9 protein-coding genes and 1 pseudogene are annotated in these 14,030 nt (G+C 69.1%); 8 read left to right on the forward strand and 2 right to left on the reverse strand.

Annotated elements, in window-relative coordinates; all coding sequences use genetic code 11:
• The first annotated feature begins 388 nt into the window (after nucleotides 1-388).
• The 8 genes from ybaL to H7A86_RS15315 all read left to right on the forward strand — a co-directional run bounded on the left by ybaL (nucleotide 389) and on the right by H7A86_RS15315 (nucleotide 12,693).
• Complete coding sequence (gene ybaL, locus H7A86_RS15280) at nucleotides 389-2,086, forward strand: YbaL family putative K(+) efflux transporter (RefSeq protein ID WP_104650239.1); 1,698 nt, start codon at nucleotides 389-391, stop codon at nucleotides 2,084-2,086.
• A gap of 218 nt (nucleotides 2,087-2,304) precedes the next feature.
• The gene (locus H7A86_RS15285; protein ID WP_119131103.1) at nucleotides 2,305-3,066 is read left to right on the forward strand and encodes an HpcH/HpaI aldolase family protein; all 762 of its coding nucleotides are present in this window, start codon (nucleotides 2,305-2,307) and stop codon (nucleotides 3,064-3,066) included.
• A complete protein-coding gene (locus H7A86_RS15290; RefSeq protein ID WP_119131102.1) occupies nucleotides 3,067-5,199 on the forward strand; it encodes a TonB-dependent receptor family protein in 2,133 nt (710 codons plus the stop codon).
• Between the two features lie 233 nt (nucleotides 5,200-5,432).
• Complete coding sequence (locus H7A86_RS15295) at nucleotides 5,433-6,659, forward strand: ATP-grasp domain-containing protein (protein WP_119131101.1); 1,227 nt, start codon at nucleotides 5,433-5,435, stop codon at nucleotides 6,657-6,659.
• Nucleotides 6,656-8,458, forward strand: coding sequence for an IucA/IucC family protein (locus tag H7A86_RS15300; RefSeq protein ID WP_119131100.1), 1,803 nt, complete (start codon nucleotides 6,656-6,658; stop codon nucleotides 8,456-8,458). Before H7A86_RS15295 ends, H7A86_RS15300 begins: the two co-directional genes overlap by 4 nt.
• A complete protein-coding gene (locus H7A86_RS15305; RefSeq protein WP_119131099.1) occupies nucleotides 8,455-9,660 on the forward strand; it encodes an MFS transporter in 1,206 nt (401 codons plus the stop codon). Before H7A86_RS15300 ends, H7A86_RS15305 begins: the two co-directional genes overlap by 4 nt.
• The gene (locus H7A86_RS15310) at nucleotides 9,638-11,407 is read left to right on the forward strand and encodes an IucA/IucC family protein (RefSeq protein WP_119131098.1); all 1,770 of its coding nucleotides are present in this window, start codon (nucleotides 9,638-9,640) and stop codon (nucleotides 11,405-11,407) included. The genes H7A86_RS15305 and H7A86_RS15310 overlap by 23 nt, the downstream gene beginning before the upstream one ends.
• A complete protein-coding gene (locus H7A86_RS15315) occupies nucleotides 11,404-12,693 on the forward strand; it encodes a type III PLP-dependent enzyme (RefSeq protein ID WP_119131097.1) in 1,290 nt (429 codons plus the stop codon). Before H7A86_RS15310 ends, H7A86_RS15315 begins: the two co-directional genes overlap by 4 nt.
• Here H7A86_RS15315 and H7A86_RS15320 read toward each other — a convergent pair.
• Complete coding sequence (locus H7A86_RS15320; protein WP_232099110.1) at nucleotides 12,597-13,508, reverse strand: AraC family transcriptional regulator; 912 nt, start codon at nucleotides 13,506-13,508, stop codon at nucleotides 12,597-12,599. The two genes, H7A86_RS15315 and H7A86_RS15320, sit on opposite strands and share 97 nt — an antisense overlap.
• Before the next feature lie 222 nt (nucleotides 13,509-13,730).
• Nucleotides 13,731-14,029: pseudogene (locus H7A86_RS15325) on the reverse strand (histidine phosphatase family protein); the annotation flags it as partial.
• Nucleotide 14,030 lies beyond the last annotated feature (1 nt).

Below are 14,030 nucleotides of genomic sequence, written 5' to 3' on the forward strand. Positions count from 1 at the left end.
CAACGCAGGCACTCCACTGGGGGCTCCGATTGTCGGCCGCCCCTGCGCAGCGTCCTTGCGCAGGGGCGAAGCGGTGTCGTCTATGTTGAATCGGCGTGCCGGGCATGCGCCGTGCATCGCAGCCTGCGCCAGCGCGCGCAGGGCGCTGCGCCATGCGCGCGGAGGTCCGATGCATGCGTCTGCGTGCGTGCATGCGCTGCGTGTCGCATCACGTTAATCAAGCGCTGTGTACTATGGGCGTCCGGCCAACCGGACCAGCAACGCGGTCCTGTTCCCCCGCGCCGGACTCCAGCCATGACCACGCAATGCCCGCAGGCGATGCCCGGCGCAGTGCCGTTGGCTGGTCGCGCCCGCGACGCTCTCTCGGACACTCTCACAACGGATTGGAATGCATCACGACACCAGCCTCATCGACATCATCGCCGTCGGCCTCGCGGTCGCTTTCGTGCTGGGCACGCTCGCACAGAAGGTGAAACTCTCGCCGCTGGTCGGCTATCTGCTGGCCGGTGTCTGCGTCGGGCCGTTCACGCCCGGCTTCGTGGCCGACCAGACGATGGCCAATCAACTGTCCGAGCTGGGTGTGATGCTGCTGATGTTCGGTGTGGGCCTGCACTTCTCGCTCGACGACCTGATGGAAGTGAAATGGATCGCGATTCCGGGCGCGTTGGCGCAGATCGTGGTCGCCACGCTGCTCGGCTGGGCACTGGCCTGGAGCATGGGCTGGCCGTTGATGCATGGCCTGGTGTTCGGCCTGGCGCTGTCGGTGGCCAGTACCGTGGTGCTGCTGCGCGCACTGGAAGAACGCCGCCTGCTGGAAACCCAGCGCGGCCGCATTGCGGTGGGCTGGCTGATCGTCGAAGACCTGGTGATGGTGATCGCGCTGGTGATGTTGCCGGCCCTGGCCGAGGTGCTGGGCGGCGGCGCGCCGGCAGCGGCGCATGACGGCGAATCCACCTCGCTGCTGGCCGCGCTCGGCCTGACGCTGTTCAAGATGGTGGCGTTCGTGGCGGTGATGCTGGTGGTCGGCCGCCGGGTGATTCCGTGGTCGCTGGAAAAGGTCGCCGCCACCGGCTCGCGCGAGTTGTTCACCCTGGCCGTGCTCGGCATCGCGCTGGGCGTGGCGTTCCTGTCGGCCACGCTGTTCGGGGTGTCGTTCGCGCTGGGCGCGTTCTTCGCCGGCATGTTGCTGAAGGAATCCGAGCTCAGCCACAAGGCCGCCAGCGATTCGCTACCGTTGCGCGATGCATTCGCGGTGTTGTTCTTCGTCTCGGTGGGCATGCTGTTCGACCCGATGATCCTGGTCGAGCATCCGTGGCAGGTGCTGGCCACGTTCCTGACCGTGACCCTGGGCAAGTCGCTGGCCGCGTTCGTGATCGTGCGTGCGTTCGGCCATCCCACCGGTACGGCGCTGACCATTTCCACCAGCCTGGCGCAGATCGGCGAGTTCTCCTTCATCCTGGCCGGGCTGGGCGTGCAGCTGGCCATCCTGCCGGAAACCGGGCGCGACCTGATCCTGGCCGGTGCGCTGCTGTCGATCATCGCCAACCCGTTCCTGTTCTCGTGGCTGGACCGCTGGCAGGCCAGGCAGGCGCAGGACGCCCCGGCCAAGGTGGAGCCGGAGCTGCCGCCCGGCCCGCCGCTGCCGCTGGACGGCCATGCGATCGTGATCGGCTATGGGCGCGTGGGCAGTGCGCTGGCGCAGTTGCTGCGCAGCCGCGGCGTGCCGGTGCTGGTGATCGACGACAACGGCGATCACGTGGCCAAGGCGCATGCGGCCGGCATTCCCGGCATCCGCGGCAGCGCGGCGGCTGACCGCGTGCTGGCCGAAGCCCGCCCGGAGCATGCCAAGATCGCGATTCTGGCGATTCCGCAGCCGCTGGAAGCCGGCGAGGCGCTGGCCAAACTGCGCGCGATCAACCCGTCGCTGACGCTGCTGGCACGCGCGCACAGCGATACCGAGGTCAAGCACCTGCTCGAACATGGCGCCGACGGCGCGGTGCTGGCCGAACGCGAACTGGCCTACTCGCTGGCCGAGATGGTGATGTCCACTCCGCCGTATCGGGCATTGCGGGTGCCGGCCTCGTAATCGCGCACGGGACGACGCAGCGCCGCACGGAAACGAAGACCCGCCGGCAGCGCCTGCGGGTCTTTTCTTGTGGCGCGCAGGTACTTCAGTGCGGAACGGCTCGCACCTCTGCATTGATCAAACTGCGACCAGGGCACCGAAAACTGCCCATCAAATCCACTTGATAATCATTCCCATCCGGAGCAGGATGAGCGCCCGTTCCATTGGCGGCCTCATCCATGACGTTTGCGGTTGGCGTTCTCAACGCAGTGCCGAGCGTGCAGTTGTGCGAGCTGCTGGGCCGCATCGGCTACGGCTTTGTGGTGCTCGATCTGGAGCACGTGCTGCGCGCGCCGGACGACCTGGAACACGCCATCCGCGCCTGCGAGCTGTCCGGCTGCGAGGCCTGGGTGCGGGTGCCGGAAGTGGACGAAAAACTGATCGGCCGGGTGCTGGATGCCGGCGCGCGCGGAATCGTGATTCCGCGCGCCGAATCGGCCACGCAACTGGCTGATGCCATCGCCGCGGCGCGGTTTCCGCCGCTGGGCCGGCGCGGCATCACCGGCGGGCGCGTCACCGGCTTCGGCGCTGTCGACCTGCCCACCTACATCGCGCAGGCCAATGACGGCATCCGCATCGTGCCGATGATCGAAAGTGCCGCCGGTATTGCGGCGCTACCGGAGATGCTGGCCGTGCCCGGTGTGGCAGTGGTGATGGAGGGCGCACTGGATCTTGCGCTGGATCTGGGCCTGGGCCCGCAGCCGACCCATCCACGGGTGTGGGCGCTGCTGCTGCAACTGCATGCGCACTGCGTTGCGGCCGACGTGCCGTTCTGCCCCAATCCGCGCACCGATGCGCAGCGCGCGCACTGGCTGCAACAACCGGACCTGCGCTGGCTGCTTGCCGGCGAAGACCGCGCGCTGGTTCAACGCGCCCTGCGCGCTCATCTGGCCACTTTCGCCGCCCCTACTCCACCACCCGCCCGCAGGAGCACGCCGTAGATGTCGACGTTCCGTTTCCACGCACTGACCATCGCCATCGCTGCGGCCACGTTGCCCCTGCCGCAGCTGGCAGTTGCCGTCGAGTCGCCGGATGCGGCGGCCACCGATGCGCAACCGCCGATCCGCGCACTGGACACGATCCAGGTGCAAGGCAGCCTGCTCGGGCGCTCCAGGCCCGACGACGTGCAGCGCTATGCTGGCAGCCGGCAGGTGATCGACCGCGAACAACTGCGCAATGGCGGCAACCGCTCGCTGGACGATGCCTTGCAGCGCGTGCCGGGCATCAAGATCTTCGACGAGACCGGCACCGGCGCGTTGCCGCAGCTGATGCTGCGCGGCCTGTACGAGAGCCGCAGCGGGCGTGTGCAGGTGCTGGAAGACGGCATTCCGCTGGCACTGGCGCCGTACGGGCAGACCAGCCTGTCGTTGTTCCCGGTGGGGCTGAATCAGATCGACCGCATCGATATCGTGCGCGGTGGCGCGGCCGTGCAGTACGGGCCGAACAACGTGGGCGGCGTGATCAACCTGGTCAGCAAGGAGATCCCCAGCCAGTGGAGCACCACGCTGGCGCACAAGGTCACCGCCGGCGGCCAGGGCCAGTTCCTGCAGGACAGCGCGCTCAGCAGCGGCGGCTACCTCAGCGACAATTTCGGCCTGCAGGTCGATGCCAATCGCACCTACGGCGAGTACTGGCGCGCACACAGCGATACCGACATCAGCAATCTGCGCGTGCGTGCGGAGTGGTGGCTGGACGACACCAAGTTGCTCAAGGCCAGCGTGCAGCGCTATCTGGTGGACATGGACCTGGCCGGCGCACTCAGCCCGGACGATTACCGGCGCGATCCGCGCCAGTCCACGCGCCCATTGGACAGCTTCAACGGGCGTACCACGCGTGCGTCGCTGAGCTATGAGCAGCTGCTTGGAGACTGGGGGCCGCTGCAGGATGTGCGGTTGTCCTGGACCAACTTCAGCGCGCGCAGCAGCCGCAACTTCATCGTCGGCATGCGCCAGGCCGCCACCGAAACCTGGCGTTCGGACCTGCCGCCGCAACTGCGCCAGACCGCACCGCGCGACTTCCGCGTGGCCGGCAGCGAGCCGCGCCTGAGCTGGACCATGGGCGAGGCCGGTGGCGTGCGCCAGCAATGGACTGCCGGCGTGCGTGCGGTGCACGAGGACATCGATTTTTTGGTCGGCAATCTGCGCCTGCGCGATGGCCTGTTCACCAGCGTGCGTGACTGGCAGTTCGAAGACCGTGCCCTGGCCGCCTACGTCAGCAACGCGATCACCCTGCCCGACGAACGCCTGACCATCACCCCGGGCCTGCGCTATGAGCGGCTGGATTCGCGCTACTTCAATCGCGCCACCGGCCTGCGCACGCGCAACCAGACCCGCGATGTCCTGCCAGGTCTGACGCTGGGTTTACAGGCCAACGAACAGTGGTTCTTCTATGCGGACGGGCAACGTTCGCTGCGCGCGCCGCAGGTCACCCAGATCATCTTCGGCAACAACCTGGATGCCGAACTGGCGTGGAACTACGAAGCCGGCACGCGCTACCAGCCCAACGACCGCACCCGCATCCAGCTCGGTGCGTATCTGATCGACTTCGACCAGCAGATCCAGCTGGACAACACCACGCGCGTGTTCCGCAACCTCGGCAAGACCCGCCATCAGGGCGGCGAGCTGGAACTGCAATGGAGCCCGCAAAACCTGCGTGCGCTCACCCTCAACGCAGGCTATGCGTATCTGGATGCCAGCCAGGAATCGGGCGCGTTCCGCGGGCTGCGCGTGCCCTACACCTCGCGCAACCAGATCACGCTGGGCGGCAACTACACGCTCGGTCACACCACTGTCGCACTGTCGAGCTACTACTTCAGCAAGGCCTACAGCGATGCCGCCAACACCGTGCAGGAGAACGCCATCGCCTCGGTCGGCGAGCTGCCGTCGTACTGGGTCTGGAACACGCAGGTGAGCCATACGCTGTTCGAACGCGATGGACAAAAATTCAGCGCGTCGCTGGCGATCAACAACCTGTTCGATCGGCAGTACTGGTTCCGCGGCGTGGATACCAGCCCGTGGGGCCGCCAGGCCGCACCGTCGCGCACCGTCACCGCCGGGCTGGAGTACACGTTTTAGGCCTTCGACCCGGCACATGCCGTCGCGACCGACGTACAGGGGCGTCGGTCGGCTGACGGCAACGGCGCTCGCGCTGGCGCGCGCCGCAGACAACACGGCGTGCATGAGGCACGCATCCCTGCCGCAGCATGCGGCATGCGATCACCGTATCGCAGGCCACCCACCGCCATCGCGGCGCCAGGCAGCCCGTTTCAGTACCGGTTTTTCCACCGTCCTGTTGAACGAGAGCTGCCATGACTGCGACATCCGCTGCACCGTTGGTGATCCTCACCCATGTCTGCCATCCGGCCATCACCGAGGGCTTCCTGCCGGCCGCGCATGCGCTCGGCCTGCCGGTATGGCTGCTGACCGATCACCGACTCGATCACCTGAGCCATTTCCGCGAGCACCCCGCGCATGCGCCGCAGCGGGTGATCGAATGCGATGTGTTCAATCCGCTCGGCGTGCTGGATGCGTTGCACGACACCGATGTGTCACCGCGCGCAGTGTTCAGCAACAGCGATCATCTGCAGACCAGCACGGCGCTGGTCGCAGCGGGTCTTGGCCTGCCCGGCAAGGACTGGCAGGTCTGTTACGCGGCCAAGAACAAGGCGGCGATGCGTCAGCGCCTGCGCGCGCACGGACTGCCATCACCGTGGTTCTGCACGCTGGCGCCGGGTGCGGCGTTGCCGGCCGGCATTCCGTGGCCGGTGGTGGCCAAGCCGCGCGAGGGCGTGGCCAGTGTGGATGTGCGCCACTGCGCAGACGCCGCACAGTTGCAGGCCTATCTGGACGATGTGTGGCAGCGCCATCCGCAGCGCACCGTGCTGCTGGAAGGCATGCTGGAAGGGGCGCTGTTCACGCTGGAAACGCTGGGCGACGGCCACACCCTGCAGGCGCTGGGCGGCTTCCAGGTGCGGCTGTCGCCGCCGCCGCATTTCGTGGAATGCGAGGCGCAGTGGGATGCCCGCGTGGACACGCCGGTGATTGCGCAGGCGCTGCAACAGCTGCGCAGCTTCGGTGTCGGCTTCGGGTTGTGCCATAGCGAATTCATCCTCACCAATGACGGCCCGGTGCTGGTGGAGATCAACTACCGCAGCATCGGCGACCGCCGCGAGTTCCTGCTCGACGACATGTTCGGCAGGCAGTGGTTCACCGCCGCGCTGGCACCGCATCTGGGCCTGCCGCTGCCGCAGCTGCGCTGCGATCGCGCCCATGCCTTGCTGCGTTACTACGTGGCCGAACAGGACGGCGAGCTGGTGGCCGCCAGCGAAGACCGTCGCCACCACGATGCGCACAGCGACGTGCACTACCGGCGCATGCGTGCGCCCGGCGAGCGTATCCGCCTGAGCCATTCCAACAAGGATTACCTGGGTGTGCTGAGCGCCGTGGCCAGCGATGCACAGGCGCTGCAACAGGCGGTGGTGCATGCCGAAGCGGGGCTGCAGTGGCGGATCGATGGCGCGGAGCTGCGCGCATGAGCAGCGCCGCCGACCAGCGCTACATCGCCACCCGCATCATCGATGCCTGCCTGCGCGAGGACCTGCGCGGTATTGCCAGCCGCGGCAGCGCCGCAGTGCCCGAGGCAGGCGTGCTGGCGGCATGGACCGACCCCAGCCCGGTGGAGGGCTGGTGGCGCATCGCGCATCTGCCCGCTGGCACGCTGTGGTTGCCGATCCATCGGCAGGGCTATCTGCAGGACATCGGTGCCTGCGGCGACAGCTGGATCGTGCAGAGCGCCGATGGCGCGCATGTCGAACGCGGTGCGCAGGCCTGGCTGCAGCGCATCAGCGCGCAACTGGACGTGGAGACCCAACAGCTGCATCGCGCCTATGCCGAGGAAGCCGAGTGCGCGGCCGCCCACCTGGGCCTGGCGCGCCAGGCCTTTGATGCCCAGGCACCTGCGTTGCTCAACGCATTGCAGCATCCGGATGCAGCCGAGCGTGCGTATCGCTGCGATCAACTGGCCAGCTACCGCGACCATCCGTTCTATCCGACCGCACGCGCCAAGGCCGGGCTGGAGGCCTCGGAACTGCGCGATTACGCGCCCGAGTTCGCGCCCAGCTTCGCGCTGCGCTGGCTGGCGATTCCGCGGGCGCAGGTCAGCTGCACCGGCGCCGCGCCGGCCGAGCTGTGGCCGGACTTCGCCACGCTGGGCCTGCCGCCCGAACTGGCCGACACGCATGTCGCCTGGCCGGTGCATCCGCTGGTGTGGGCGCGGCTGGAGCAGGATGGGTTTGCGTTGCCGGCGGGCAGCCTGCGCGCGCCGCAGGCCTGGCTGCAGGTGCGCCCCAGCCTGTCGGTGCGCACGCTGGTGCCACTGCAGCATCCGCAGTTGCATCTCAAGCTGCCGATCCCGATGCGCACGCTGGGCGCGCTCAACCTGCGCCTGATCAAGCCGTCCACGCTGTACGACGGTCACTGGCTGGAGCGCGCACTGCGCCGCATCGATGCGCGGGATCCGGCCCTGCGCGGCCGCTGCGTGTTCGTGGACGAATCGCAGGGCGGGCACGTGGGACAGGCGCGCCACCTGGCCTATCTACTGCGGCGCTACCCACCGCTGGACGACGCCACGCTGGTACCTGTGGCCGCACTGTGCGCACTGCTGCCGGACGGCCGGCCGATGGCGATCCATCTGGCCGAGCGCTTTGCGCACGGCGACGTACTCGGCTGGTGGCGCGAGTACACCGGGCTGATGCTGGCGGTGCATCTGCGCCTGTGGCTGCGCTACGGCATCGCGCTGGAAGCCAATCAGCAGAACAGCGTGCTGGTGTATGCCGATGGCCAGGCGACGCGGCTGCTGATGAAGGACAACGACGCCGCCCGCATCGCACTGCCGCAACTGCGCGCACAGCTGCCGGATCTGGACGCGTTGGGTCCGCTGCACGATGCGCGCATCGCGGTGGACGACCCGCATGCCCTGGCGCGGATGTTCTGCACCATCGTGCTGCAGCTGGACCTGCAGGCAGTGCTGGAAGGCCTGGCCGAGTGGCAGCCCGCGCTGCGCGCGCCGCTGTACGCGCAGTTGCAGACGCAGTTTGCAGCGACGCTGGCGCAGCTGGACCGCGACGGCATCGACACCGGCCCCGCACGCCGCCTGCTGGCCGCACCGCGGCTGCCGGTGAAGTACCTGCTCAGTGCCGGCAGCCTGCTCAGCAAACAGCTCACCGGTGCGAGCGACATCAACAAGTTCTACGGCGATAGCGCGCCCAATCCCTTCGGCGCCGCCTTCGCCGGCGCACAGCAGATACCGCGCCAACAGGCGGGTGCCCCGCGATGAAGCGCATCCTGGGCCCGGTGCTGGCGGCGCACTACCTGGCCGCCTTCACCGCACTGGGCATGCCGTTGTTTCTGCCGCAGGTGCTGGCCGAACTGGCGCCTTTGGCGGCGGTTGGCTGGAGCGGCGTGCTGTACGTATTGCCGACGCTGTGCACCGCGTTGACGGCCGGTACCTGGGGGCGCCTGGCCGACCGCTATGGACGCAAGCGTTCGTTGCTGCGTGCGCAGCTGGGCCTGGCGCTGGGCTTTGCGATCGCCGGCTTTGCGCCGTCGCTGAGCTGGCTGGTGATCGGCCTGATCGTGCAAGGCACCTGCGGCGGCTCGCTGGCGGCGGCCAATGCGTACCTGGCCAGCCAGCCGCAGGCCGGCCCGCTGGCGCGCGCGCTCGACTGGACGCAGTACTCGGCACGCCTGGCGATGGTCAGCGCGCCGGCGTTGCTGGGCCTGGCAGTGGCGCTTGGCCCGGCGCAGTCGCTGTATCGCGCGCTTGCGCTGCTGCCGCTGCTGGCGTTCGCGCTGACCTGGCGCCTGCCGGCCGACCGGCCTGCGGCGCGGCCGGTAACGTCCCCTGCGCGGTCAACACCCTCCGCAGACGCTGCCGCGTCGCTGTCGGCGTCAGCACGGACCGCCACGACGGCCAGCGCCCTGTGGCCTGCGTTGCTGGTCGCGCAGTTCCTGTTCTGCTTCGCGATGGTGGTGACCTTCCCCTACTTCATCCCGTATGCGCTGGCGCGCGGTGCCGGCCACGATGCGCTGGCCGGCCTGCTCTACAGCCTGCCGCATCTGGTCTACCTGGTGGTGCTGCCGTGGTGGCGGCGCGGCGATGGCGACGCCTGGCTGGTGCCCGGCCTGGTGCTGTTTGCGGTGGCCTGCCTGTGGCAGGCGCTGTTGCACGACGCCGTCGCATTGGCAGCGGCGCGGCTGTTGTTCGGCCTGGGCATGTTGTTCGGCCTGCGCGGGCTCAACCGCCGCCTGGCGCAGGTCGCCAGCGGGCATGGCGCCGGGCGCCTGTTCGGCCGCTTCGACGCCTGCGGCAAATGGGCCGGCGTGTTTGCCGGTGCCGCTGCCGGCGCGCTGACCCAGGCGGCCGGCCCCGCCACCCCCTTCCTGGCTGCCGCGCTGGCTGCGGCGGCCGCTGCGCTCACCGTCCTGGTGCGCTTCCCTTCGAGGAGATCGACCGATGTCGCCGCACACGATGCATGACCCCTGGTACGACAGCATGGCCGACGCGCAGGCCTGCAGTTGCTGGTTGAACTGCTACCTGCGCGAGTTCGCGATTCCGCAACGCGCCGTGGACTTCGATTATCGCGGCCTGGATCGGCCCGGCCCGCGCGTGGCCGAGCAGCGCTGGCTGCGGATCGATCTGGGCGATGCCGGTGTGCTGTGCGTGCGCATTGCCTACGCCGATCGCCTGGGCCGCTGCCGCTTTGCCTCCACGCCGTTCCTCAAGGGTGCCGGCCAACCGTGGCAGAGCCTGGACGCGCATGCCCTGGCGCGCTGCCTGCTGCAGGCGCTGGGCAGCACGCAGGCGGTCAATCCGGAACTGCTCGCGCAAAGCGCCAACAGCGTGGCGGTCACCGCTGCGTTATTGAGACAGGCGCACCGCACCGCGCCGACCGGCGAGGCGATGATCGACGCCGAACAATCGATGCTGTGGGGGCATGCCCTGCATCCCACGCCCAAGAGCCGCGAAGGCGTCGACCTGGCGCAGGTGCTGGCCTGCGCGCCGGAAGCGCGCGCCGCGTTCCAGCTGTTCTGGTTCCGCATCGACCCACGGCTGCTGCGCATGCAGGGCCGCGATGTGCGTGCGAGCCTGCGCCGGCTCTCCGGCGACGACGACCTGTATCCCTGCCACCCGTGGGAAGCGCAGCGCCTGCTCGACGATCCGCTGCTGCGCACCCTGCAGGGGCGCGGCCTGATCACGCCGGTCGGTGCGCTGGGCGATACCCTGCGGCCCACCTCCTCGGTGCGCACGCTGTATCACCCGGAGCTGGACTATTTCCTCAAGTGCTCGGTGCATGTGCGCTTGACCAACTGCGTGCGCAAGAACGCCTGGTACGAGCTGGAAAGTGCGGTCGCGCTGACCGAGCTGCTGGCGCCGAGCTGGCGTGCGTTGGCGGCGCAGGTGCCGGGCTTCGACGTGATGCTGGAGCCTGCGGCGACCTCGCTGGAGATCGCCCAGGTCGATCCCGCCCTGCACGATGCCGACCCGTTGGCGGCGCGTGGCCTGTCAGAGAGCTTCGGCATCCTGTATCGGCAGACCCTGACTGCCGCGCAGCGGGCGCGGTGGCAGCCGCAGGTGGCCGCGGCCTTGTTCACCTGCGATGCGCAGGGCAACAGCGTGTGTGCGTCCAGGCTGCAGGCATTGGGTGGCGCGCAGCTGGATCGCCACACCGCCACGCTGCTGTGGTTCCGCGCCTATGCCGGCCTGCTGCTGGATGGCGTATGGAGCGCGCTGTTCCAGCACGGCATTGCGCTGGAACCGCATCTGCAGAACACCGTGATCGGGTTTGCCGACGGCTGGCCGACGCGGGTGTGGATCCGCGACCTGGAAGGCACCAAGCTGCTCGCACACCACTGGCCTGCCACGCGCTTGCAGGGTGTGGGCGAACGCGCGCGGCAATCGCTGTACTACACGCCGGAACAGGGCTGGAATCGCGTGGCGTACTGCGCGCTGGTCAACAATCTGGCCGAGGCGATCTTCCACCTGAGCGAAGGCGATGCCGTGCTGGACGCGCGCCTGTGGCAATGCGTGGGCGAGCTCGCCGCGCGCTGGCAGCAGCGCCATGGCGCGCAGGCCGCGCTGCAGGGGCTGCTCGAGGGCGCGCCGCTGCCCGGCAAGAACAACCTGGGCACGCGGCTGTGGCAACGCGCCGACCGCCAATCCGACTATACCGCGCTGCCCAACCCGATTCCACGCAGCGCGGCGACACGGCGGGTGGCGGCATGAGCCTGCGCATCGATAGTGACGCAGTGATGCAGGCATTGCCGGGCATCCGCAACCAAAGCGATGGCCCGCTGTGCGCCTACGTCTACGACCTGGCCGCTCTGGATGCGCATGCGGCATGGATGCGCGCGCAGCTGCCCGAAGCGGGCGAGCTGTTCTACGCGGCCAAGGCCAATGCAGAGCCACCGATCCTGCAAACGCTCGCCCCGCACGTGGATGGCTTCGAGGCGGCCTCCGGCGGCGAACTGGCCTGGCTGCATCGGCAACAGCCCACGGCCGCGTTGCTGTTCGGCGGCCCGGGCAAGCTCGATGCCGAACTGGCCCAGGCTGCCTCGCTGCCCAACTGCACCGTGCATGTGGAAAGCCTGGGCGAACTGGAACGCCTGGCCGCGATCGCGGCGCAGGCCGGCCGCTGCGTGCCGGTGTTCCTGCGCATGAACATCGCCGTGCCCGGTGCGCAGAGCACGCGCCTGATGATGGGCGGGCAGCCCTCGCCGTTCGGCCTGGACCCGGACGCTCTGGATGCGGCGATCCAGCGCCTGCGGGCCAGCCCCTCGCTGCGGCTGGAGGGCTTCCATTTCCACCTGATGTCGCACCAGCGCGATGCCGGCGCGCAGCTGCATCTGATCGCCGCCTACCTGCGCACCGTGCAGCAGTGGCGGCAACGCTATGGGCTCGGCCCGTTGCGGGTGAATGCAGGCGGCGGCTTCGGGGTGGATTATCTGGCGCCGGAATCGTCGTTCGACTGGGCCGGCTTCTGCGCCGGCCTGCCTGGCTTGCTGCGTGAACACGGCCAGGCGCTGCGCCTGCGGCTGGAGCCCGGCCGCTATGTCAGCGCCAGCTGCGGCTGGTACCTGATGGACGTGCTGGACCTCAAGCGCAGCCACGGCGCGTGGTTTGCGATCGCCCGCGGCGGCACCCATCACTTCCGCACCCCGGCCGCGCAGGGGCACGATCACCCGTTCCGTGTGCTGCGTGGCAGGCACGCGCCGGTGCTGCGCGACACCCCGGTCACCCTGGTCGGGCAGCTGTGCACGCCGAAGGACGTGCTGGCGCGCAACCAGCACGTTGCCGCGCTGGCACCGGGCGACTGCCTGGCCTTCCCGCTGGCCGGCGCATATGCCTGGAATATTTCGCACCAGCAGTTCCTGATGCATCCGCCGCCGCAGATGGTGTTCCTGCCGGCGGCGGCTCAGGCGGCGGCAACGGCGTCGGTCGAAGGCTGGACCGGCACGCGGATGTCTGCACGCAACGCTGCCTCTGCCACTGCTTCCGGGTCGTCAAGGTAGAGGTAATGCAGCGGCGCGGCGCGCAAGACGTAGCCGCTGTGTGGTAACCATTGCGCGAGCAGAAGGTCCAGTGCGTCTTCGATACCGGCATACGCACCGATGTGTCGCAACACCGCATGCGTGCCGCCGTCGAGCTGGCGCAGTTGCAGTGGCGCGGGCGGTGCCAGAGCGGCGTCGAAGACCATGCCGCATTCGAACAGGTGCCGATGCGCCGGCATGTCGCGGTGGTCGCTCAGCGGCAGGCCGATCAAGGACTGCAGTTGCGCGATCGCACCGACCCGCTCGGCCCAGGCCGCGATGCGGCCGAAGCCACGGTCCAGGTCGTCGAAGGCGCCACGCTGGCGCAACACCACCACTTCCAGCGGATCGAGCACCTGCACCAGCACCTGCAGGGGCGCGCCGGACACCTGCGGCGGCACCGAGGGCCTGGCCAGCTGCTGCAGTTTCTGCGCGCGCACGGCGGGCGCGTTGCGCAAGCTGCTCGGGCTGGCCTGCAGCACGGTGCGAAATGCGCGTGCCAGCGCCTGCGGGGTGTGATAGCCCACCGCCAGCGCCACCTCGGTGACCGATGTCGCCTGCTCGCCCAGCAGATGCAGCGCATGACTCAGGCGCAGCCGCGCGATGGTCTGCCCCAGGGTTTCGCCGGCCAGTGCGCGATAGACCCGATGAAAATGATGCGGCGATTGCTGCGCCACTGCCGCCAATGCGGCCAGGTCCGGCAGCGGTTCGCCGGCGCGAATGCTGGCCTGCAGATGGGCGACGACGCGCTCGACGCTGCGCTGGCGGTTGAAGACGACCGAGGTGGCTGCTGGCATGGGCGGTTCCTGATGGGCGGCCCCAGCATCGCGCAGATCGGCACCGCCTGCGGTCCCGATCTTGCGCAGTGTCGGTGGCGCGCCCGGGCGCAGACAACGCGCCGCAGGCGTCCACGTTGAAACGGCCTGGCTGCGGCGCGTACGCCGGGTGCACGTCACCGTCGATAGGCGGTGCGGCCCTGCCAGGAACACCCCGTATGCTCAGCTCGCTTACGGCGCCAGGGCCCGGAAGCGCCCCAGCGTGGCGCTGTCGGCGCGGTCAATCTCGGCCACCGGCGCGCCCTGCCAACGGCTGAGGGGTATCCGCGCAACCGCGGATCCTGATGCAGCGGCAGCGCACGCGCAGTTGCCAACTCGATGACGAACAAGACACAGCGCTGCAGCGTCGAGGCGACAACCGCGCCCCATGCGCCGTCGGAGGTGGCCGCGCGCAGTTGCTGCCAGCCCGGTGCAGCGAGCAGGTCGTCGAGCTGGCCACGGCCGCTGCGCTGACCGGTGTGGCCGTCGCGCAGCACGCCGATC

Source organism: Xanthomonas euroxanthea, from assembly GCF_903989455.1.
In the GTDB taxonomy this organism is placed as follows: Bacteria; Pseudomonadota; Gammaproteobacteria; order Xanthomonadales; family Xanthomonadaceae; genus Xanthomonas; species Xanthomonas euroxanthea.